Source organism: Noviherbaspirillum album, assembly GCF_035916955.1.
Taxonomy (GTDB): Bacteria; Pseudomonadota; Gammaproteobacteria; order Burkholderiales; family Burkholderiaceae_D; genus Noviherbaspirillum; species Noviherbaspirillum album.
Genome location: NZ_JAWIIV010000007.1, coordinates 80,948 through 102,917 on the forward strand (window position 1 = coordinate 80,948; position 21,970 = coordinate 102,917).

General features: G+C 63.2%; 20 protein-coding genes and 1 tRNA gene. 9 read left to right on the forward strand and 12 right to left on the reverse strand.

Annotated features, from left to right (window positions below; all coding sequences use genetic code 11):
- Positions 1–81 precede the first annotated feature (81 nt).
- Genes RY831_RS10465 through RY831_RS10480 form a run of 4 tightly spaced genes read right to left on the reverse strand, consistent with a single transcriptional unit; the run spans position 82 to position 4,407 of the window.
- Entirely contained in the window at positions 82–876 is a 795-nt protein-coding gene (locus RY831_RS10465) for an N-formylglutamate amidohydrolase (RefSeq protein ID WP_326506284.1), read from the reverse strand.
- Positions 873–2,168, reverse strand: coding sequence for a carboxylate-amine ligase (locus tag RY831_RS10470; protein WP_326506285.1), 1,296 nt, complete (start codon positions 2,166–2,168; stop codon positions 873–875). Before RY831_RS10470 ends, RY831_RS10465 begins: the two co-directional genes overlap by 4 nt.
- Positions 2,165–3,634: a RimK family ATP-grasp domain-containing protein gene (locus tag RY831_RS10475; protein WP_326506286.1), complete on the reverse strand. Its 1,470-nt coding sequence runs from the start codon at positions 3,632–3,634 to the stop codon at positions 2,165–2,167. Before RY831_RS10475 ends, RY831_RS10470 begins: the two co-directional genes overlap by 4 nt.
- Positions 3,631–4,407, reverse strand: coding sequence for a hypothetical protein (locus tag RY831_RS10480; RefSeq protein WP_326506287.1), 777 nt, complete (start codon positions 4,405–4,407; stop codon positions 3,631–3,633). Before RY831_RS10480 ends, RY831_RS10475 begins: the two co-directional genes overlap by 4 nt.
- 250 nt (positions 4,408–4,657) lie before the next feature.
- Here RY831_RS10480 and RY831_RS10485 point away from each other — a divergent pair, with 250 nt between their 5' ends.
- A complete protein-coding gene (locus RY831_RS10485; protein ID WP_326506288.1) occupies positions 4,658–5,323 on the forward strand; it encodes a hypothetical protein in 666 nt (221 codons plus the stop codon).
- Positions 5,324–5,458: 135 nt separating this feature from the next.
- Here RY831_RS10485 and RY831_RS10490 read toward each other — a convergent pair whose 3' ends face one another.
- Complete coding sequence (locus RY831_RS10490) at positions 5,459–5,596, reverse strand: entericidin A/B family lipoprotein (RefSeq protein ID WP_194720992.1); 138 nt, start codon at positions 5,594–5,596, stop codon at positions 5,459–5,461.
- A 303-nt stretch (positions 5,597–5,899) separates the two neighbouring features.
- The gene (locus RY831_RS10495) at positions 5,900–6,364 is read right to left on the reverse strand and encodes an ElaB/YgaM/YqjD family protein (RefSeq protein WP_326506289.1); all 465 of its coding nucleotides are present in this window, start codon (positions 6,362–6,364) and stop codon (positions 5,900–5,902) included.
- A gap of 344 nt (positions 6,365–6,708) precedes the next feature.
- Between RY831_RS10495 and RY831_RS10500 the strand changes: the two genes are divergently transcribed.
- The 6 genes from RY831_RS10500 (at position 6,709) to RY831_RS10525 (ending at position 13,419) form a co-directional block, all read left to right on the forward strand.
- Complete coding sequence (locus tag RY831_RS10500) at positions 6,709–7,881, forward strand: PilT/PilU family type 4a pilus ATPase (protein WP_326506290.1); 1,173 nt, start codon at positions 6,709–6,711, stop codon at positions 7,879–7,881.
- Between the two features lie 209 nt (positions 7,882–8,090).
- Positions 8,091–8,480, forward strand: a complete 390-nt coding sequence (locus RY831_RS10505) for a response regulator transcription factor (protein WP_326506291.1) — start codon at positions 8,091–8,093, stop codon at positions 8,478–8,480.
- Positions 8,477–9,232: a YaiO family outer membrane beta-barrel protein gene (locus RY831_RS10510; protein WP_326506292.1), complete on the forward strand. Its 756-nt coding sequence runs from the start codon at positions 8,477–8,479 to the stop codon at positions 9,230–9,232. Before RY831_RS10505 ends, RY831_RS10510 begins: the two co-directional genes overlap by 4 nt.
- Positions 9,213–10,262, forward strand: a complete 1,050-nt coding sequence (locus RY831_RS10515) for a HEAT repeat domain-containing protein (RefSeq protein WP_326506293.1) — start codon at positions 9,213–9,215, stop codon at positions 10,260–10,262. The genes RY831_RS10510 and RY831_RS10515 overlap by 20 nt, the downstream gene beginning before the upstream one ends.
- Positions 10,259–11,668 (forward strand): glycosyltransferase family 2 protein, encoded by a 1,410-nt coding sequence (locus RY831_RS10520; protein ID WP_326506294.1) that lies wholly within the window; start codon positions 10,259–10,261, stop codon positions 11,666–11,668. The genes RY831_RS10515 and RY831_RS10520 overlap by 4 nt, the downstream gene beginning before the upstream one ends.
- Complete coding sequence (locus RY831_RS10525; protein ID WP_326506295.1) at positions 11,596–13,419, forward strand: hypothetical protein; 1,824 nt, start codon at positions 11,596–11,598, stop codon at positions 13,417–13,419. The genes RY831_RS10520 and RY831_RS10525 overlap by 73 nt, the downstream gene beginning before the upstream one ends.
- A 39-nt stretch (positions 13,420–13,458) precedes the next feature.
- On the opposite strand, the gene RY831_RS10530 is transcribed toward RY831_RS10525, so the two are convergent.
- Positions 13,459–15,738 carry a sensor histidine kinase gene (locus RY831_RS10530; RefSeq protein WP_326506296.1) on the reverse strand — a complete coding sequence of 760 codons (2,280 nt, stop codon included), beginning with the start codon at positions 15,736–15,738 and terminating at the stop codon, positions 13,459–13,461.
- Positions 15,739–15,925: 187 nt separating this feature from the next.
- Between RY831_RS10530 and RY831_RS10535 the strand changes: the two genes are divergently transcribed.
- Positions 15,926–17,071 carry an alanine racemase gene (locus RY831_RS10535; protein ID WP_326506297.1) on the forward strand — a complete coding sequence of 382 codons (1,146 nt, stop codon included), beginning with the start codon at positions 15,926–15,928 and terminating at the stop codon, positions 17,069–17,071.
- Between the two features lie 63 nt (positions 17,072–17,134).
- Here the strand turns inward: RY831_RS10535 and RY831_RS10540 are convergent, their stop codons facing one another.
- The 5 genes from RY831_RS10540 to RY831_RS10560 all read right to left on the reverse strand — a co-directional run bounded on the left by RY831_RS10540 (position 17,135) and on the right by RY831_RS10560 (position 21,608).
- On the reverse strand, positions 17,135–17,539 hold the full coding sequence (locus RY831_RS10540) for a hypothetical protein (protein WP_326506298.1): 405 nt from the start codon (positions 17,537–17,539) through the stop codon (positions 17,135–17,137).
- A 172-nt stretch (positions 17,540–17,711) separates the two neighbouring features.
- Entirely contained in the window at positions 17,712–19,907 is a 2,196-nt protein-coding gene (locus RY831_RS10545; protein WP_326506299.1) for a sensor domain-containing protein, read from the reverse strand.
- Positions 19,900–20,880, reverse strand: coding sequence for an EAL and HDOD domain-containing protein (locus RY831_RS10550; protein ID WP_326506300.1), 981 nt, complete (start codon positions 20,878–20,880; stop codon positions 19,900–19,902). The genes RY831_RS10545 and RY831_RS10550 overlap by 8 nt, the downstream gene beginning before the upstream one ends.
- Positions 20,881–21,172: 292 nt before the next feature.
- Positions 21,173–21,397, reverse strand: a complete 225-nt coding sequence (locus RY831_RS10555) for a hypothetical protein (RefSeq protein ID WP_326506301.1) — start codon at positions 21,395–21,397, stop codon at positions 21,173–21,175.
- 7 nt (positions 21,398–21,404) lie between these two features.
- A complete protein-coding gene (locus RY831_RS10560; RefSeq protein WP_326506302.1) occupies positions 21,405–21,608 on the reverse strand; it encodes a hypothetical protein in 204 nt (67 codons plus the stop codon).
- Positions 21,609–21,809: 201 nt separating this feature from the next.
- Here RY831_RS10560 and RY831_RS10565 point away from each other — a divergent pair.
- Positions 21,810–21,885, forward strand: a tRNA-His gene (locus RY831_RS10565).
- Positions 21,886–21,970: the final 85 nt, after the last annotated feature.

Sequence of the window (21,970 nt, forward strand, 5' to 3'; positions counted from 1 at the left end):
GATATGCCTTGATGCAATGTCTGAAAACTCAGGCAGGTAAATGCATTGACTCCGGGGCCCGGGCGGAGTTCTGCCGGATCGTCAATGCGCATCCGGCGCGGGTCGCTTCCGCATGCCCTGGGCGCCAGCAACAGGGCGCGGTTCTTTTTCCTCCAGCAATGCATGCTGAAAGGCTTGCACCACGCCCCGCCGGACTTGCTGCCAGTGGCGGCCGTGCGCAAGAACATGCTTCTGGTTGATTTCGAGTTCGATGCCGAGATAGGCGTCGCCTGAAAAGCGCCGGCGCAGGTGCGTCGTGAATCCGTCCGCATTACCGCTGTAGGGATAGTTCATCCGCGTGCGCAAGCCGGAAGCATGAACCTGCAGCGCGACCCGCCAGCGCCGGCATAGCTCGCTTTCGGCCTCGCGGGCAGGATCGTAGAGCAGGCCGATGTCGGCATTGCGCACGTCGCCGTCCAGTTCCGGCGTGAAACTGTGGCAGGAAAGATGAATGACCCGGGCGCCGCCGGCAATGGCCCCGGCGATGCAATGCTCGACCTTGCCGCGGTAGGGCAGGTAGTGTCGGCGGAAGATCTCTTCGCGTATTGCCGCCGATGCCGCTCGCGTCGCATCGGAGTACAGGCCGGGATGGCCGGGGGAGCGATTGAGATCGACCAGCAGCCGGCTGATCGTGGACACCGCCATCATCGCCAGTGGGCTTTCCAACGCACTTGCCAGCGCTTCAGCCATGTCCCGCGCCATGCGCAGCGCTCCCGCGTCATAGCCGCGATGCGTGCGCAGCAGCGCTTCATGACCGCGGAACAATTCCCGGTAGCGCGGCGGAATGCGGTTGCCGCCGTGCTCGCAGGTGATGACGATGGCGTCCGGAGATTTCAAGGCGAGGCGGCAATCGTTGCGTCCGGCAGGAACATGCTGCCCTCCTGCAGGCAGTCACAGAGCTTCGCGTACACCTTGCCCATGCGCGCCTGCTGATCGTGGCCCAGGTCGCGCAGGATGCGACGCGCCAGCGGACCGTGCCGCAGGATGGTTTGCAGCGGGCCGCTCCATTGCGCCCAATGGTCGCGTTCCGGCGGATCGGCGGCTTCGCCGTCCATCATGCGGCCGATCAGGTGTTGCCACAGCTCTCCGGCGCTGCATTCGCGGCCCGGGTAACCCATCAGTGCCAGATAAGCGGGATGCGCGATGACCGCCTGCTCGGCATCGCGCATGCAGCTTCGCAGCACGTCGGCCAGCATCGTGGTGGGAAGGTCCTGCTGCTCGGCCAGGGTCGGCGCCTCGTAGAGCCGGCGCACCGCATCGACCGTGGCCGCGGCGACCGCCAGGTCGGCATGCGGGCATTCCTGGGTATCGATCACCCTGATCTCGATAGCGTTGCGATCGAAGCGGGCGATGGCGCCGCGGGAGTTGAGCCATTCGTGCCGCAGCACGCCCTCCGGATCATGCGGCGCGATGTCGCGGTACATCGGCGCGAGTATGCGCTGCTCGTAGTCGGCGCGGCTGCTCACGGTTTCCGGCACGATCATGCCGGCAATCGACGGTATGCCGTCGGCGTTGCCGGCATACGCATGCATACGGAAATCGGCGAAGCCGGTGATGCGGCCATCGGCGAGCGGAGAACTTGCCGCGAGCGCCGGCAGGATCGGCAGTACCAGCCGTATCGCCGCGTGCAGGCGGGCGAACTCCTCGTCATCGGCGAACGGCAGGTTGATGTGCATGCTCTGCAGATTGGCCCAGCCGTGGCTGCGGCTGTCGAAGATGCGGTCATAGATGCGGTAGATCGCCTCGTTGTCATGCGGCCAGAGCCGGGTTTCCGCCAGCGGATTCATCCACGGGTGCATCGCGCCCGGCATCAGCCGCGCCCCCAGGGATTCCAGCCTGCGGTTGATTTCCATGACCTCGCCTTGGAAGGCTTCGCGCAGCAGGCCCAGCGACTCCGCCGGTTGCCGGTTCTTGACTTCGACCACATGCAGCACCAGTTCATTGGACCAGCCCATCGCGCCGCGTTCGACCTCGTAGCCGCTATCGGTATTATCGGCATTATTGGCATTGCGCAGCAGGCGGTCGGCGATCGGCAGCACCGACAGGCTGTCGCGCTCGACGATCATGTATTCGAGTTCGATGCCGTAGCCGGCGAAGGCATGCAGCGGCAAAGTCGCGTCACTGTTCATGAGTTCGGGCTTCCCTTCCGGGCCTCGATGCGCTTGCGAAAGACGCCCATGATCTCGCGGTACAGCGCATCGCCCAGCACCGCATCCTCGTTGCCGGCATCGACATTCGGGTTGTCGTTGATCTCGATGACGTAGACCTGGTTGCCGACCTGCTTGAGATCGACGCCGTAGAAGCCGTCGCCGATCAGGCTGGCCGCCTGCACCGCGATCTTCACCACGTCGTCCGGCGCTTCGCCGACCGACAGCGCCTCGGTGCGGCCTTCGCTGGTGCGATGGCATTCATGTTCATGCTTGATGATCTGCCAGTGGCCGGGCGCCATGTAGTACTTGCAGACGAACAGCGGGCGGCCATCGAGCACGCCGATGCGCCAGTCGAACTCGGTGGGCAGATACTCCTGCGCGAGTACCAGCTCCGACTGCAGCAGCAGTTCACCGACCCTGTCCTGCAGTTCGTGCTCCGATTCGACCTTCACCACGCCCAGCGAGAAGGCGCCGTCCGGCTGCTTGAGGATGCAGGGCAGGCCGAGCGTGGCCACGATCTGGCCCACATTGCCCCGGTGAACCACCATGTGCTCGGGTGTGGCGATGTGATGGCGCGTCAGCAATTCATTCAGGTAAATCTTGTTGGTGCAGCGCAGGATGGAGTCCGGATCGTCGATCACTACCAGTCCGGCCGCCGCGGCCTGACGCGAGACGCGGTAGGTGTAATGGTCGACATTGGTGGTGTCGCGGATGAAGAGGGCGTCGAAATCCGGAATGCGGCGCATGTCCTCCGGCGTCAGCATCTGCGCCTCCATGCCCAGCAGTTCGGCGGCCTCGCCGAACTTGCGCATCGCCTCTGCGTTGGAGGGCGCTTCCGCGCGCAGCGGATCGTGCAGGATGGCAAGCGCGGGCTTGCGCGCGGCGGTGTCGGTGCGCAGCTTGTGCTCCTTCAGATGATTGATTGCCGCCTGCGCCGCCAGCTCGCGGTGATGCGCCGGTATGTCGCGAATGCTGCCGCCGGCCACGCTGCACAGGCGCCAGGCATCGCCCAGGCGTTCGAAGCGCGCATGCAGCACGGGAGTGCGCAGCAGCCTGAACAGCTGTTCGCCGAGGTGCGGATGGCCGCCGTCCGCATCCTGGCCGAAATAAATGTCGAGATCGACCACGTCACCGGCGGTGCGGGCGAACGAGCAGTCGATCAGGTTGCCCAGCCGCTCGCTGATCTCCTGCACCAGCGTTTCGGACTGCAGGTCTTTCATTGCCTCCACATCGGGAAGCGGCGGATGGCCGCGCGCTTCCGCCAGCAGCGATACATAGTAGCCTTCGCTTTGATATCGGTAGGAGCGGCAGAGATTGAAAACTTTGGCGGAATGCAGATCGCCGTAGGCGGGATCGAGAAGATAGGTCTGGGCGGGGACGACAGTGACGCCCGGGATGTCGTTCGGCCAATCCTGGGGCTGACTGACGACAAAGAAAATGTTCATGGCTCTTCCTGTCGCGGCACGCACCGCGGATGAATGATCAGCAGGTTGGCGTCATGCGTGACGATGCCGAGCAGGATGGCATTGACGACCCGGTCCACGCTCAGCCAGTAGGCTTGCGCGCTGTCGTAGGGATTCTGCTGGTACGGGTCCACCACGAACACCTTGCGGCGCTCGCGGTCGTAGCCGCCGATGATCACGAAATGCCCGGACGGCAGGCCGCGCACGTCGTCGGGGGTGTCGTCGGGGCCGTATTCGCGCGCGGCGCGGTACAGGAAGGTAGAGCTGAGGCCGGTGATGATCGGCATCCTGCGGCGCAGGATGGCGCGGATCAGGTAGCGCGACAGGTCGACCAGGCGCAGGCGCCCGCCGAGCTTGAGGAATTCGAGATAGCCGTTGGTCGCATGCTGCAGCCGGTAATCCATCTTGTGCTCGCGCTGGCGCTGCAGCCGCTGTGCGATATCGATGCCGGGTTCGGTGAACCAGACCGGGTCGAATACGTTCAGGTTATAGGTATAGATCGTGGCCCGGTAACCCTTGCGCAGCGCATCGCAGGCGAGAAACACCGCGAAGGTGCCGCCGTGTTCCAGTCGGCCGGTGCGCTTGATCACGTCCGTCAGCGGTTCGTCGTCGCCCCAGTAGCGGTAGACGGCATGCAGGCAGGTAGGACCGCAGGTGGTCTCGTCCGGCTGAGGAAGGATGCGAACGGGCAACTGCAGCAGGTCGGCTGCATCGGAAGCGCGGCCCTGCACATCCTGGTTGGTGTCTGCATGCATCGTTTCGCCTTGTTTCTCGCCAATGGCTGACCGCAGGAGATAGCATGTTCGATGCCAGTCACCAGGCAGCTGTTCGAGCAGTTGTTGACGGGCCGTTCGGAGCAGCCGTCATGCTGAAGTGACGCATCGGCCCTTCAAAAGTTTCGCTTCGCCGGGATGCCGGGCGCGTCCGCACGCATCAGGCGAAAAAGGCATGAATTCTGCATGGCAGGGAGGTTGCGCCGCACCGCTTCCTTATGGAGACTTTGCCATGAACCACCTCCTGCGTTTGACCGTATGCCATGCCGTGCTGACTGCAAGTTTTCCGCTCGCCGCTGCGGCTCAGGCGTCCCTGCCCGCAACCGAAGCGGCGAATGGCCCTCCTTCCCGCCTTACTGCGCCGGCCTTGCCGCCGCCCAGCACCGAGCTGTCTTCCGGCGGGGTCAATACGATGCGCTCCGAAGCCGGACTGGATATCGAAGCCGAACAGGTGCCCTCATCGCCGGCCGAACGGCTCAGGCCCGTGATGCGTAATGACATTACCTACCTGTGCGGAGGCATCGGCGACGAAGAGGCCGCCTACATGAAGTCGGAGGCTTCCTCCTATGACCTGATGCTGACATTTGCCGCGCGCAATGGCGCGTACCTTGCCGATGTCAATGTCGATATCGCCGATGGCAAGGGCAAGATGCTGCTGCGTACGCGCTGCGATTCGCCGCTGCTGCTGGTGGACTTGCCGCGCGCGGGCAATTACCGCATTCGCGCCGATGCCGGCGGTCACGTGATCCGGCGCAGTGTGAAAGTGAACGCCGGGCGCAAGACCGGGCAGCATCTCGCCACCGCGGTGCTGACATGGCCGCAGCAGGTCGCGGAAAATCCGTCCGGCCGCGCGTCAGGAGGCGGAGCCGGAGGCAGCACGGGCAGCGGGATGCGTTGAGGGCGAGATACCAGGGCGATAAGGGTGATAAGGGCGGGGCGATGAAATACGCGTTCCAAGCGCAAAAGGCAGGCTTGGCCAAAGTGGCCACGCCTGCCTTTTGCATTGCCTGAGGTGTTACTCAGGAAGAGCGGATTACTTGTTGCGCTCGGCAGAACCCTGGATTTTTTCGCCGCCCCTTTCAACATCGCGTCCAAAGCCGGACATGGTATTGCAAGCTGTCAAACCAACGGTAACGATCAAGACGCTCAGCACGGAGATGATTTTTTTCATGATTTATTTCCTTTCAGGTTAACGGGTAAAACAGGTTTTCAAAACGTTGCAACGATCATGCCCATCCGTAACAAAAGCATTCATCCTTGCAACACCGACTGACAATATCCTGTTCCATCAAGGCTGAATCTTTACCATCAATGGGACATGACATTCGTACGGGTTGGTACTGTGGTCCTGCAATCGCTTGCATGCCTTCATGTGGCTTCATGTGCCTGCATGAGTGAGAGATGTTCAGGCAGGCATGCGTTCTATTAATTGTTCACGGTCAAATTTCCAACCTTAAGCCTTGAGGCAAGACAATCAGCGGCGCTTGAACAGCAGGCTGAGCAGAAGGCCGGCGCCGACCGCCACCGCCATCGACTGCACCGGCTTGTCCTTTACATAGGTGGTCGTGGTCTCCACGCCGCGATTGATCTGCCGGCCGGCTTCCGTGGCGATACCCCGGGCCGCGTAACGCATGGTGCTGAACTTGGTCATCAGCTGCGCGTGCGCTTGCACCAGTTCCTCGTCCGACAGGCTGGCCGAACGATTGACCAGCGCATCGAGATCACTTTTCAGGCTGGAGAGTTCGGTACGCAGGGTAGCAGCCGAAGGCTGCGAGCCGCTCCAGTTTCCTTTCAGGTTGACCGAGCTCACGATGCCGCTTCGGGAGCCGCCGATGCCGGTGACATGGCGGACGCTGTCGTCCGCCTGGTCCTGGGACGTACTTGCGGCAAGGCCGTTGCCGTTGCTGCCGCCGTTGCCGGATGTCGAATTGCTGTCCATGAAATGCTCCTTGCCGAAGTGCCGGTTGAATCGGTAATCAATGCAAGGTCTTTCAGCAAACGCTGTGCCATCATGCCGCCGATAAAGCTGATGCCTCCAAGTGCATGAAAGCAAAAGAATTTGTGTGGAAAAGCATACATGATCCATGCCATACGGAAAGAGCAGCCTGTTCGAATTTGTACAAATGAATGTAATTATTGCAAGCTTGTGGTACGCAAAGCTTCCCCAGAATAAACAGCAAAGACAAATCCCTTGCTGCAATTGCCTTAAGGAAACATAATTCCAGCGTATCCGTGTCTCTGCACCGGCCCGGATCGGAATCGAATCAGCAAAGGAAGCTTTCCATGTCGAACTTCGGAAACGAGGAAGCGCGCGGCTACATGCATCAGCTGCTCAAGGTCATGCACCAGCAGGGCGGATCGGACTTGTTCATCTCCTCCGACTTCCCGCCGAGCATGAAGCACCAAGGGGCGATGAAACCGCTGAGCCAGCAGAAGCTGACCGGCGAGATCACCCGCAAGCTGGCGCTGTCGCTGATGAACGACAAGCAGAAACAGGAGTTCGAGACCGAGTTCGAATGCAATTTCGCCATCTCGCTGCCGAACGTCTGCCGCTTCCGCGTCAATGTCTTCGTTCAGCAGCAGCAGGTCGGCATGGTGATCCGCACCATCGCGGCCGAGATCCCCAACTTCGAGAAGCTGCAGCTGCCCGAAGTGCTCAAGGACGTGATCATGACCAAGCGCGGCCTGGTGCTGGTGGTGGGCGGCACCGGCTCGGGCAAGTCGACCACGCTGGCGGCGATGATCGATCATCGCAATGCGAGCTCGTCGGGCCATATCATTACCGTCGAGGACCCGGTCGAGTATGTTCACAAGAACAAGTCCTGCCTCATCACGCATCGCGAAGTCGGCGTCGACACGCTGTCCTGGCACCACGCGCTGAAGAACACGCTGCGCCAGGCGCCGGACGTGATCCTGATCGGCGAGATCCGCGATACCGAGACCATGGAGCATGCGATCGCCTTCGCCGAGACCGGCCATCTCTGCCTCGGCACGCTGCATGCGAACAATGCGAACCAGACCATCGACCGCATCATCAACTTCTTCCCGGAAGAGCGGCGCAACCAGCTGCTGGGCGACCTGTCGTCCAACCTGCGCGCCATCATCTCGCAGCGCCTGGTGCGCACCGAGGACGGCAAGGGCCGGCGGGCCGCCATCGAGATCCTGCTCAACACGCCCACTATCGCCGAACAGATCCTGAAAGGCCAGTTCCAGGGCATCAAGGAAACCATGTCCAAGTCGCGCGAACTCGGCATGCGCACTTTCGACCAGGCCTTGTTCGATCTCTACAATGCCGGCCACATCGGCTATGACGAGGCAATCCGCAACGCCGACTCCGCCAATGAGTTGCGGCTGCAGATCAAGCTGCGCGGCAGTCGCGGCCAGCCCGGCGAAGCATCGGGATTCGACCTGGCGCTCGATGAGGAAAAGGAAGAAGCCGAGGAAGAAAAGAAGTGAGGGAAATGAAAGGAACCGAAGCCGTAGGCGAGGAACCGGCTAGCCAAGCCGGCGATACGAGCGGATTGGCAACTGAAACGGCAGTGAAAATGACGATTGCGCCATGCCTGTCGGTTTAAGTCCACATGCCTGCGGCGGAAGAGATGGCCCGTACCACGCGGCATGGCCATATTGGTTAAGATAGCGGTCGTTCATCCCGTCTCAGCTCTATGATTACAGATTCCAATTCCATTCTGGTCGTCGAAGATGACGAGCACATCGGCCAGGTACTCAAATTTCTGCTGGAACGCCAGGGTTACCGCGTGAGCCTGTTCAATGAGGGCCTCGCCGCGCGCGACGGCATCGAAGCCGCCGCCGAAGTGCCCCGCATGATCCTGCTGGATGTCATGCTGCCGTATATCGACGGCTTCGAACTGGTGAAAATCATACGCGCCAGGGATGGCTGGGACACGGTGCCCATCGTCATGCTGACCGCAAAGACCATGGAGCAGGACATCGTGCGGGCGCTCGACGCCGGCGCCAACGACTACGTCGTCAAGCCCTTCCAGCCGAATGAACTGCTGGCCCGCATTCGCCGCTTCCTGAAGGCCAAGGCATGAACAAACCTGCAAGATACACGGCGGCATGCATGCTGTCCGCCGCCGCGCTGGGCGCCAACGCTGCCTACGCCGCCAGCACCGTGGGCCTGTTCGTCGGCCATGAGCATCTCAATAACGGCTCGCCGAACTGGGAGGAAAGCGCGATCCGGATGAGCCATGAAATCGCACCGCGCAGGCTGGTCGATATTGCCGTCACCCGGACCGAGCGCTTCAACCTGAGCGACAGCCAGATTTCGGCCGCCTACGTGGCGCCGCTGTCCCGCCAGCTGACCGCAGGCATCGAGGCCAATGCAAGTCCGAGCCACCGGGTACTGGCGCGCAATGCCTTCGGCACGACGCTGCAATATGAATTCGCGCCGGCCTGGCTGATCCATGCGGGCGCAAAGACCACACGCTACGACGATGTCCGGGTCAACCAGTCGCTCCTGATGCTGGAGCATTATTTTTCCAGTTTCAGCTGGTCGGTCGGCTGGCGTCCGGCGCGCGCCTTCCACACCACCGCGCACAGCGGCGAGCTGCGCGGCAGCTATTATTACGGCGACCGCAACTCGGTCGGCATCATTGTCGCCGGAGGCAAGGAGGCCGCCAGCATCGGCGGCAGGGTGGCGCTCACCAGCCTGCGTTCGGCGACGCTGGTGGGCCGCCACTGGCTCAGCCGCGACTGGGCGATCAACTATGGTGTCGGCTCGTCACGGCAGGGCGAATTCTACGTCCGCAACGGAATCAGCATCGGTGTCCAGCACACTTTCTGATCCGCTGCTGGCAGCCGCATTCTGGACCGGCTTCGGCGCGCTGGTCGTGACGCTGCTGCTGGCGGGCGAGATCGTGAACCTTCGCATGGCGCTGCGCCGCAGGCAGCGCCGCGAGCAGGCCGCGCTGGCCAAGTGGCGGCCCATCCTCAATGCCGCCGTCATCGGCGAAATCCCCGACACGCTGCCGCGCCTGCGCCGGGGCGAGCGCCTGGTGTTCCTCAAATTCTGGGTGCACCTGCACCAGTCGCTGCGCGGATCGGCAAGCGCGGCGCTCAATGAAGTCGCGCTTCGGCTGCAATGCGATGCCCTGGCGCGCGACCTGCTGGTCGGCCGGCGCCGTGCCGCCAAGTTGCTGGCGATTATCGTGCTGGGCCACATGCGGGACAGCAACGCCTGGGACGCCCTCGAGCGGCAGGCTGCCTCCACCGATAGCACGGCCTCGCTGCACGCGTTCTGGGCGCTGGTGCAAATCAACCCCAAGGCCGCCGCCGACACCATGATGCCTTCCTTTATCCAGCGCGGCGACTGGGCGCTGTCCCAGGTGGTCAACATTCTGCAGGAAGCGCGCGAAGACTGCGCCGACGCGCTTGAGCGCATCATTCCCGCACTTCCGGATGACCGCCTGCCGCGCGCGCTGCAGCTCGCCGAGGCCCTGCGCGCGAATCTGCCGCCGGCCATGCAGGCAGGCCTGCTGCGGCATGAAGCCGTCCCGGTACTTGCTGCCGCCCTGCGCATCGTCTCCAATCCCGCCGTGGGCGGGGAAGTGCGCATGCACGCCGCCCATCCCGACTGGCGCGTTCGTGTGCAGGTGGCCAAGGCCCTGGGCCGCATCGGCGGCCGCGAGGATGTGGCGCTGCTGGTGCAGCTGCTCAACGATGCCGAGTGGTGGGTGCGCTATCGCGCCGCGCAGGCGCTCGCGGAGCTGCCTTTCCTCGGCCGCGACGGCCTCGATCGCCTGCGTGCCGAAGCGACCGACCGCTATGCGGCCGACATGCTGACCCAGGTCATGGCGGAAAGGGAAATGGCATGAGCATTGCGGCACTCATCATCGAATTCTTCACCTGGTTCGTCATCTGCTATTTCATCCTGCTCAACGGCGGCTACCTGGTGCTCAACCTGCTGGCTATCTTTTCCCTGCGCCGCCGCAGCGAGGAAAAGATACTGGACGACCTGCCGCAAGCCTATTCCGGACTGGAGCCGCCGATCAGCCTGCTGGTGCCGGCCTACAACGAGGAAGCCACCATCGCCGCCTCGGTCCGTTCCATGCTGCAACTACAGTATTCCGAGCTGGAAATCATCGTCATCAACGATGGCTCCAAGGATAATACGCTGCAGGTCCTGAAGGATGAATTCGGCCTGCTGCCTTTTCCCGAAGCCTACCGGGTGCAGATCGAAACCAAGCCGATCAACGGAATCTTCCGCTCGACACGCTATCCAAACTTGCGCGTGATCGACAAGATGAACGGCGGCAAGGCCGATTCGCTCAATGCCGGCATCAATGCGTCGCGCTATCCGCTGTTCTGCGGCGTCGATGCCGATTCCATCCTGCAGCGCGACAGCCTGCAGAAGGTGGTCAAGCCTTTCCTGCACGACCCGACCGTGGTGGCAACCGGCGGCACGGTACGGGTCGCCAACGGCTGCGATGTGCGCGGCGGCTTCCTGACCAGCGTCGGCCTGCCGCGCAATATCTGGGCGCTGTTCCAGGTGGTCGAGTATCTGCGGGCATTCCTGTTCGGCAGGCTGGGTTGGTCGGCGATCAACGGCATGCTGATCATTTCCGGCGCCTTCGGCGTGTTCCGCAAGGAAGCCGTGATCCTGGCCGGCGGCTACCGCCCCAAGACCATTGGCGAGGACATGGAACTGGTGGTGCGCATGCACCGGGTGCTGCGCGAGCGGCGGCAGCCGTACCGGATCGAATTCGTGCCCGAGCCGGTATGCTGGACCGAAGCGCCGGAAGACCGGCAGACGCTGCGCAACCAGCGCATACGCTGGCAGCGCGGCCTGTCGGAAAGCCTTTCATCCAACTGGGGGCTGATGTTCAGCCGCAACGGCGGCGTGCCCGGCTGGCTGGCGTTTCCATTCATGGTGATGTTCGAATGGCTGGGACCGCTGATCGAACTCGGCGGCTATGCGTTCATGGCGGTCGCATTCGCGTTCGACTGGATTTCATGGGGCGCTGCAGGGATCTTCCTGTTCGTCGCCATCGGCCTGGGCATCATGCTGTCGGCGTCCGGGTTGCTGCTGGAAGAAATGTCGTTTCAAATTTATCCGAAAGGACGACACCTCGCATGGCTTGGCCTGATCGTGATCATCGAAAACTTCGGTTACCGCCAGCTCAACAGCTACTGGCGCCTGGTGGGACTATGGCGCTGGGCGACACAGAGCGAGGCAAGCTGGGGCGTGATGACGCGCAAGGGAAGCTGGCAGAGGAAGTAGGGCGGCATGCGGCAGTGCCGCTCGCTCTGGTTTTCCGGATTTTGTCGGTCATTGCAGGCGCATTGCTCATCATGGCTTCATCCCACGCCGCCGGTTCGGCCATCTTGTACTCCTGCCCCGCGGCGCAGCCGGAACCGGGTAAGGAACAAGGCGCACTATCCAGAGTCGTCACCCAGGCCGACGGCAGCCGCCTGCGGCTCGCGGTGAGCAATGCGACGCCGCCCGGCTGCCGCGGCGTCGCATTGCCGGTCTCGCCGGACGAGGTCGCGGCGCTCCATCCGATTTCCCCTACCGCAGCTGCCGCGCTCGGCGACGCGCTCCTGCTGCATGGTCCGAAAAAGGATGGCGATTTTTCGATCGGCAGCGTGTCAGGCACTGCCGCCGCGCCGCCGCGCCAGGATGCGATCACTCCCATTCCCCTTGATGAAAACCTGCTGGCCGGGCTGTCGGCGCGCGGCTTCGGCGTCGAGGAACGGGTCCGCGTCCAGCTGTCGGACGGAAAGCTGCGCATGCAATGCGCGCCTGGCCGCCGTCCGGCCGGAGTCATCCTGAGCGCGCCATGGATCATGACGCAGGCATCTGCCGACCTGCGGTTGACCGCGTCCGGCAACGGACGCCATGAAGTGCAGGTGCAGGATGCCGCAGGCGCGGCCAGCGGAAGCGCCGTGCGGCTTGGCTACCTCGATGCGGCCGCCGCGGCGCGCGGACAGCGGCTGGAGTTGCCGCGCGCCGGCTTCGACCGCATGCGCTGGAAAAGCTTTTCGATCGCCTGCCCGCTGGAAGCGTCGGAGCTGGCGATCGACGACATGCGCCTGCTGCCGCGGGCATTGCCTGGCGCCCAGGTGCCGGGCAGGGCGACCTGGATCTGGCGCGCCGACGACTGGCGCGAACCCGCGCAGGCGTTCGCGCATGCCGAGCGCCATGGCATTCGCACGATGTTCGTTGCGGTGCCGCTAACGGAAGACAAGGGGGAATTCAGGGTGGCCGAGGCCGCGCAGCTGGCCGCCTTCATCGGCGAGGCAACGCGGCGCGGCATCGACGTGTGGAGCGTCGATGGCGACCCGTACATGGTGCTTCCACGCGAGCATGCCGCCACCGTGCAGCGCGTGCGCGCCTATGCAGCCTACAACCGTTCGGTCGCACCGCAAGCGCGCCTGCGCGGCCTGCAGTTCGATATCGAGCATTACCTGGTGGCCGGCTACGAATTGTCCGCGCCGGCGCTGGACAGGCAATATGCCGCGCTGGTCGAGGCGCTACACCGGGCGGCTGCGGGCTTGCCGCTGGAATTCGTGGTGCCGTTCTGGTGGTCGGACAAGGCTGACCTGCTGAAGTCGCTGGCGAAGCATGCCTACGGGCTGACCGTGATGGATTACCGCACCGATCCTGGGCAGATCCTGCGCTTCGGCGCGCCATTCCTGGACTGGGCGGCAATGCACGGCAAGCGCGTGCGCATCGCCCTGGAGGCCGGTCCAGTGGATGCCGAATGGCAGCGGCGCTATGTGAAGGCTGCCGGCGGCGAACTCTGGGTTGTCAGGCTGGACAAGATGCCGGTGCTGGTTCTGCTGAAGCGTATGCACGATGCGCCGCCCGGCGCGCAAGCTTTCCGCTTCGCATCGGAACGGCTGCTCGACGGCTCCGCTACGAGCTTTCACGGCAATCCGGCGCGCATGCTGTCTTTATTGCCCGCGCTGGAAGCAGGTTTTTCCGCATGGCCGGGCTTCGGCGGAATGGCGCTGCATGAATTGAAATGAATCCGCATGAATCCGCATGAGAACGCGGTATGCATGCTTTCACATCTTCAGCGGCAGGTCCACGTGAAACGCCGTGCCTTCGCCGGGCTCGCTTTCAAAGGAGATCTCGCCGCCGTGCTCCTCGACGATGCTCTTGCAGATGCTCAGGCCGAGACCGGTGCCGCCCTTGCGGCGTGAGTCCGTGGCATCGGCCTGCGCAAATTTCTGAAAGATGCGATCACGGAACTGCTGCGGAATGCCGCTGCCATGGTCGCTCACCGATATCCTTACATGGCGGTCGCGCCGTTCCATGCTCAGCGTGACCGTCGATTCAGGAGGCGAGAACTTGATCGCATTCGACAGCAGGTTGTGCAGCACCTGGATCATGCGGTCGTGGTCGAACGGCAGTTGCGGTTCGCTGCCGTCGGTCTGCAGGTCGAGCCTGACCCGGTACTGCCGCGCGTAGGAATCCATGGCGTCCATCGATTCCCGAATCAGGGGCAGCAATGGCTGGTCCCGCATCTGATATGCCATGTTGCCCGATTCGATCTGCTGCACGTCGAGCACATCGTTGACAAGCCGCACCAGCCTTTCGCAGCTCTGGTATGAGATATTGAGCAATCCCCTGACATCCGGCGGCAGGTCCGCTCCCATGCCATCCATGTCGTCCACCAGCATCGACAGCGATGCGCGTATGGAGGTGAGCGGCGTGCGCAGCTCATGCGAGACGGTGGACACGAATTCGCTCTTCATGCGCTCGACCTTCTTGCGCTCGGAAATGTCATGCAGGAAGGCGCTGAAGAAATAGGTATCCGCCGTCCCCGCGAGCCCGATGGTGGCTTCCACCGGAAATTCATGGCCGGCGCGATTGACCACGATGCGTTCGAGACGCTGGTTCAGATAATCCAGGGCGCCGGTGCGGTGGAAATCGGCGAGCGCTGCTGCGTAACGGTCGTGAAAGCGCTGGGGAATGATGAGTTCCTGCAGGCTGCGGCCGATCGCTTCGTCCGCGTTCCAGCCGAACATTTGCTCCGCGCGGCTGTTCCAGTCGGTCACCTTGCCATGCAGGTCGACACCGATGAAGGCGTCCTGCGCCGTTTCGATGATGGTCTTGATGCGCTTCTCGCTATTGCGCACGTCGGCAAGCGCCTGCGCCAGTTCCTGCGTACGCTGCTCGACGCGCCGCTCCAGCGTCTGGTTCAGGTCGCGCAGCGCCGATTCCTTCTGCAGCAGATCGGCCACCAGCGCATTGAGTGAGCCCGACAGGCGGCGCACTTCCAGATAATCGGTGTCGATGCGCGCGATGCCGTCGGCTTGCCGCGTCTGCACCTGCTGGGCGGAAGCCGCGAGTTCCCCCAGCGGCTGCGCGATGCGGCGCGCCACCAGCCATCCGAGCACCGAAAACAGCACTGCCAGGCCGATGCCGCTCCAGAGGACCTGCTGCTGCAGGCGCTTCGCCGGGGCGTAGGCTTCCTCGGCGTCCTGTCGTACCACGACGGTCCAGCCCAGGCCGGGATAGTCCGCGTAACCCCTGCTGGCGCTGTGGCCGACAAGGTATTGGCGGCCGTCGTCCGACGCTTCGATATGGAAGGCATTCGGCCTGCCGTCGGCAAGCTGGTAGCGCTTGATGTCCAGCGTCTTCCCCTGCATGCCCGGCGGCCCGAGCAGGACCGTGCCGGCGCGGTCGAGGATCATGGACTCGACACGCCGCCGCACGGCGATCGGATCGATGATGGAACGTTCGACATCGCGCGCCCATTGCCACGACAGGTGGACGCCGAGCACGCCGAGCAGCGTGCCCTGACTGTCGCGGTAGGGGAATGCCACGTCGACGAAGCGCTTCGGCTCGCTGGTGGGGTTGGGCAGCAGCTTGGCCAGCAGCACCGCTTCGTGGACGTCGCCGAGATGATTGCCCGCCAGCGCATTCCTGAACCAGGGGCGCTGCGCCACGTTGGCGCCCTCGAGCATCTTCTGCGTCGAGGCGAGCACTTTGCCCTCCGGATCGGTCAGGCCTATCCACGCATAGAATCCGTAAGTCTGCTGGCGCTCGTCGAGGACGCGGCGCTTGTCGTCGACGCTCACCTCCCTCGAGGTGAGATCCTTGCGCATGGACATCAGCCTGACTTCCCGGTAGCGCTCGTGCATGCCCCGGTCCAGCTTGTCGGAGGTCTGCAGTGCCAGTTCGGCCAGGCCGTTGCCGATGTTGTTCTTGAGCTGCCGGGTGGCCGCGATGCCGATCACCTGGACCAGGATGACGGTCAGCACAATGGTCATTATCGAAAACACCAGCGCCAGGTAGGCGCCGATGCTGCGATTCGAAAGGGCGTTCTTGATATTCATGCAAGTTGGGGAATGGCCGACGGCCGGCGCAGGTGCCGGCCATGCATGGTAGCATCGACGCGAAGCGGCACGACGATCGCCGTGCTTTTTGATGCCGTTACATGCTCCGCCGAGCCGGGCCGATGCAGTCAGCGATGAAACGGCTTTCATCATTCCAACATGCAGTCATGTACAAGCCGGGACAGTCATGAAGCAAGAAGCATTTTCCGTTTCCACCGTGCCGACGCCGTCGGTCATCCTCGACAGGCAGAAACTGATCGCAAACTGCCGCCGCATGGCCGCCCGCGCAGCCGGCGCCGGCGTGAAACTGCGTCCGCACCTGAAAACCGCCAAGTCGGCCGAGGTGGCGGCACTCGCCACCAGCGGGCAGTTCGGCGGCATCACGGTATCGACGCTGGCCGAGCTGCGCTATTTCTTCGAGCACGGCATCCGCGACATGACCTACGCCGTGGGTATCACGCCGGGCAAGATGCCGGTCATCGAAGGCTTCATCGAACAAGGCGCCGTCATCCGCATCGTGCTCGACTCGGCTGGCATGGTCGATGAACTGGCTGCGCGCGAAAGCGGATTCAAGGGCAGGGTGCCGGTGCTGATCGAAATCGACTGCGGCGGCCATCGCGCGGGCGTTGCTGCGGAGGGCGTGGAGCTGCTCGATATCGCACGCCGCATTGCCGGCGTGCCGGGTCTCGTGCTGGACGGGGTGCTGACCCATGCCGGCCATTCCTACCATGCGGCCGATGCCGGGGCACGCGAGGCCATCGCCGTCGCTGAGCGCGACGCGGCGGTATTGGCCGCAGGGAGGCTGCGGGAAGCGGGCCATGCCTGCCCGACGGTGAGCATCGGTTCGACACCCACCGCGCTGACCGGCATCGCGCTTGACGGCGTGACCGAGATCCGGCCCGGCGTGTATGTCTTCTTCGACCTGGCGCAGGCGGCGCTTGGCGTATGCAGTCCCGACGATATCGCGGTCAGCGTGGTGGCGACCGTCATCGGCCAGCATCGCGCTGCGGGGCACCTGCTCATCGATGCCGGCGCGCTGGCCTTGTCAAAGGATACGAGCGCCGGCGAATTCCGCCAGCATGTGGGTTACGGCCTGGTCTGCGATCTTGAAGGCAGGCTGCTTGACGGCATGCATGTCGCCGATGCGCACCAGGAGCATGGCTTCGTCAGGTGCAGCGCGGGAACGATCGACTTCGACCGTTTCCCCGTCGGCTCGAGGCTGCGCATCCTGCCCAACCATGCCTGCATGACAGTCGCTCCCTATCCCGAATACCAGGTGTTCGAAAGCATGGACCGGCCGCTGGTGCAATGGTCCAAGACCACCGGCTGGTGACATGCCGCGAAGGCGGGACCGGACCGGCGATAGCGGACTGAGGGATCAGCCTGTCTGGCGGGGTCAGTTTTCCCGATGACGCCGCCGAACCAGTTCATCGACGTCGGTCGCGCCGGCGTCTCCAAGAATGCTGGAGGCCCGCGATTGCAGTTCCTCGTTTTCGGCGGCGACCGTCATCACGATGGTGCCGCGCTGTACCGCCATCTGCGGCGCGCTGGTGTCCGGGCGGCGGCTGATGTCGGTGCCGTCGTCGTTATCGCCTTCATGCAGCCGGTCGAGGAAACTTTGCGAGTCCGGATTGGTGTCTTCCTTGCGGTCGACCACGAAATTGCCCTGCACCGGGCCGGCCTCGTCCCAGGTGGAAGTCATGTTGATGCTGGAATCCGGAAAGCCGTTGCGAAGCAATTGTTCCCGCGCCTGTTCGGCATCGGCGAGGCGGTCGAAGACGCGCACCAGAGTATTTGCCATGGTCTTTCTCCTGCATGTCTGTATGGGAAATGCGCAGGCTCGGGGCAGGAACCTGCGGTTATTCCTTTCTGACTATGGAGGAAATGATAAGTGCCCGCGGCCCGTGCATAGGGAACGAAGCGTGCGCTGCTGCACCGGGGAAAAGCCGGGAAATACAGGGGCTTGAGGCAATTCAGGCGAGCGACAGACGCTTGCCGTCGCGTACCATCTGCTCGAAAGCTTCGTTCGAGATGGGTGGGCTGAACAGATAACCCTGCAGCTGATCGCAGCCCAGATTGCGCAGGAAGCGCATCTGCTCCTGCGTTTCCACGCCTTCGGCGACGATTTCCTGGCGCAGCTGCTGGCCCATGGTGACGATGGCTTGCGCGATGGCGCAATCGTTTTCCTCGCGCGGCAGGCCGATAACGAAGGAACGGTCGATCTTGAGCGTGCTGATCGGGAATTTTTTCAGGTAGGCAAGGCTGGAATAGCCGGTGCCGAAGTCATCGAGCGCCAGCGCCAGGCCCATCGCCGCCAGTTCGTTCATGATGGGAATGACCTGTTCCGGTCCACGCACGAGCAGGGTTTCGGTGATCTCGAGCTTGATGCGGTCCGGCGTGACATCGTAGCGCTCCAGCACTTCCTGTACCCGCTCCGGCAGCCCGCGGTCGAACTGGCGCGATGACAGGTTTACCGCGATCGGCGGCGCATTGAAACCCCGTTGTTTCCATTCGCTGATCTGGCGGCAGGCTTCCTCCAGCACCCAGCCCCCGATCTCGAGGATGAGGCCGGTTTCTTCGGCAACAGGAATGAATAGTCCCGGCGGCACCATGCCGCGCTCGGGATGCCGCCATCGCAGCAGCGCTTCGGCGCCGACGATGCGGCCGCTGCGCAGGCTGACTTTCGGCTGGTAGTAGAGCAGCATCTGGCCGCTGCCCAGCGCGCGCCGCAGTTCGGTCTCGATGCGCAAATGCTCCTTCGCGCGCTCGTTCATTTCCGAACTGTAGAACACGTAGGAGGCGTCGCCGGTCTGGCGTGCCTTGGTCATTGCCGCATCGGCGAAGCGCAGCAGCGAGCCGTTGTCGAGGGCGTCTTCCGGGAACACGGAAATGCCGATATGGGCATTGACGCGGATTTCATGCGAATCGATGGCGAACGGCGCGTCCAGCGCCGCGCGCAGCTTCCTGGCGACGATGCCGGCGTGCTCGCGTTTCTGGATGTCGAGCAGCGCCACCGCGAACTTGCCGCCGTCGATGCGGGCCAGCACATCCTCGTCGCGCAGCGCGCTGCGGAAACGGCGCGAAATCTGGCGCAGCAATTCGTCGCCGGCTTCGTAGCCTAGCGTGTCATAGACGGAAGTGAAGCGGTCGAGGTCGATCACCATCAGGGCGCCGTGCCTGTTGCTGCGGCGCGCGGCCGTCAGTGCCTGGGCGACCAGCTGATTGAGCAGGGTGCGGTTCGGCAGCCCGGTCAAGCTGTCGTAGTTCGCCATGCGCTGGATGCGCGCTTCGGCCTCCTTGAAAATGCTGATGTCGGAAAAGATGGAGAAGGCGTGCGTGATGTTGCCGCCTTCGTCGCGCACCACGCTGATCGATACCGACTGGGGAAATATCTCGCCGTTCTTGCGCTTGCCGAAAATCTCGCCCTGCCATGGACCGGAGCCGAGCATGGCGGCGCGCACCTCGGCGCGGAAGTCGGCATTGTGCCGCCCCGAGCGCAGCAGGTCCGGCGTCTTGCCAATGGCTTCGGCGGCGGAATAGCCGGTGATGCGGGTGAATGCCGTATTGACCGATACGATGCGCTCCATGGCATCGGTGATCAGGATGCCCTGGTCGCTATCCTCGATGATGCGGGCATGCAGGCGCAGCTTGTCTTCCGGAGACAGCCGCTCCTTGATTTCCGACATCTTCGCTACCATGCCCTCGGGATTGCCGGCGTCATCATGGCGCATCGACAGCGCCAGGCTGGCCCAGAAAATCTCGCCCGACTTCTTGCGGCGCCTGACTTCCATCAGCGAAGTGCCATGTTCCAGAAACAGCTCGGCGATTTCATTGTCGTCGTCAGCATACAGGAACAGCACATGCTGGCCGACCGCTTCCTCGCGGGTGTACCCGAACAATTGTTCGGCGCCCGCGTTCCATGTCGTGACGTAGCCGGCCAGGTCCATCTCGATGCAGGGTTCATCATCGGCGGTCTCGCCGGGAACAGGAACCGGAGCAGTAGCAGGTGGCGGCGTTTCCCCAGCCCGGGCCGCCGGCATGCGGAGTCTGTCCTTTTCGGTGCGCAGCAGTGCCTCCAGCTCGGTCAATGCCTGCAGCTGCGCGGCGCCGTCGAGGTCGCGCGCATTGCGGCACAGTGCGATGCAGAGATCCAGCGCGCTGTCAGGCATGGCCGCCTCCGCGGCTTTCCTGGATCACGTCGAGCATCCAGCGGTGCGCCTCGATCAGCAGCCGGTTGTATTCGTCGGCCGGCACATGCAGCTGCGCAAGCAAGGCGGCGGCGGTCGACGTTTCCTTGCGCTCGATGCATTCGACCAGGCGCAGCAGCTGTCCCAGGTCGCCTTCGTATTCCAGCACCGCATTGAGCAGCTCGGCGCTCACTTTCAAGGGCTTGAGCACCTCGGCCAGCGGCATGCCGAACAGGATGCCAAGCAGCGAAAACATTCCGGTCATGAATGCCAGCTCCTGCGCCGACTTGTCCATGCCGGCCGCCTTGGCGGTCAATTCCATGGCGCGCGCGCGCACTGCCACGCGCGCCAGCAGCATCGCCGACCGCTCGTCGTTCGAGCGCGAGGAAAACAGCATCAGGTTGAGCCAGCGGCGCAGCTGCGCGCGGCCGAGGATCAGAATCGCCTGCGCGAAGCTGGTGATCTGCCGGCTCATGCCCATGCCGAGCGAATTCACCAGGCGCAGCAGGTGGTAGGAGAGCGCGGGATCGCGCCGCAGCACCGCTTCGATTTCATGGGTATCGGCATCGGCCGTCACCAGCTGCACCAGTTGCAGCGCAAGCGCGCGTGACGCGGCCTGTGCGCCTGTGGGTTTGGCCGGCGGCGCGAGATACCAGTTGCCTGAAAGGTAGCGGGCCTGGGGATGGGGCGTCAATGGAGCAAGCTGATCGCTATGGTGGACAGCGCCCTGATCGAGCGGTGCAAGGCCGGCGGCGAGCAGGTCATCCTGCAGCGTCGTGCCTGGAATGAAGAAACAGGAAATCCTCGCTGCCACTTCGGACAAATCCTCGTGCGCCGGCAATCTTTCCGGCTGCGCGCCGCCGTCCGCGCCGGCATGCACGATCAGGCCGGCAAGATTGCGGCGCCGATCTGCCAGGAGTTCTATCGTGAAAAGGGGCGCATGCGTGGTGGTCATTCGTATCGAAATCGCAAAGTCTTGCAGTCGTTGAACGGCAATAGTACCCCGTTTCGACCATAAAGTTGTTATTGAGAAATATATTATTCACCATAGCCATCCGGCGGCGCCGATACCTGACCAAGCGCGGCTCGCGGACGCATGAATGTATTGTTTACGGCCAATCGCGCGCGAATTGAAGAGCGGCGGGCAATATTTTGCGGGATGGAGGGTGTGGAACGGAGAATCAGGAAAGGAGAGCCGCCGCCGTCAAAAAGCATTCACGGCAGCGACAAGGCGGAATACAAACTGTTCAGCGGGCAGGCGCTCCGCCCAGTCCGCTTGGACCAGGCGCGGCCGGATTGCCGGCGCCCACACCCATGCCCGCGCCGGGCACGGAGAGCGGATTGCCTTGCACGTCATTGGAGCCCTGGATTGCGGCCGGCGGCTGGCTCAGTTGCGCGCCGTCGCGCGAGATCATGCAGCCACCGAGAGCGACGGCAAGCAGCAGGGGCAGGTATCGATATCGGATGTTCATTGGCACCTCAGAAGCCAAGACCGATGCCGACTCCACCTCCGCGCCGTCCGCCCCAGCTGCCGGCACCGATGCCGATGTGCACTCCGGAGCCGGGATAAGTTGGGTCGTTGTACACGCTATTGGCGCCTTGCGGCGGCGCATCGTTGTTGGGAGCCGATGCGCAACCGGCCAGCGCAACGGCCAGTGCGGCTCCGATAAACAGGGATTTCATGACATCTCCGTAGGGACAGGTATTGAAGGCTTAGAGATGTTGAACTGGACACAGTTCGTGCGTTTCAGCGGTCGTCATGACGGCGATTAAGCCCCAGCCCAAGGTTTTCTCGCCAGGAAGAGTATTTCGATTTGCCAGTTTGACGTGAAGTTTGTATAATCATGGGCTTGCTTGATATCACTTCTCGCAAGCAGTTCATTGGTGGCCGTAGCTCAGTTGGTAGAGTCCAGGATTGTGATTCCTGTTGTCGCGGGTTCGAGTCCCGTCGGCCACCCCAAAGAATTCAAAGACTTAGCCCAGTTCTCGGACTGGGCTTTTACTTTTCCGGTGAACGAGTCGCTGCTTGCTCGCCAATCACAAAC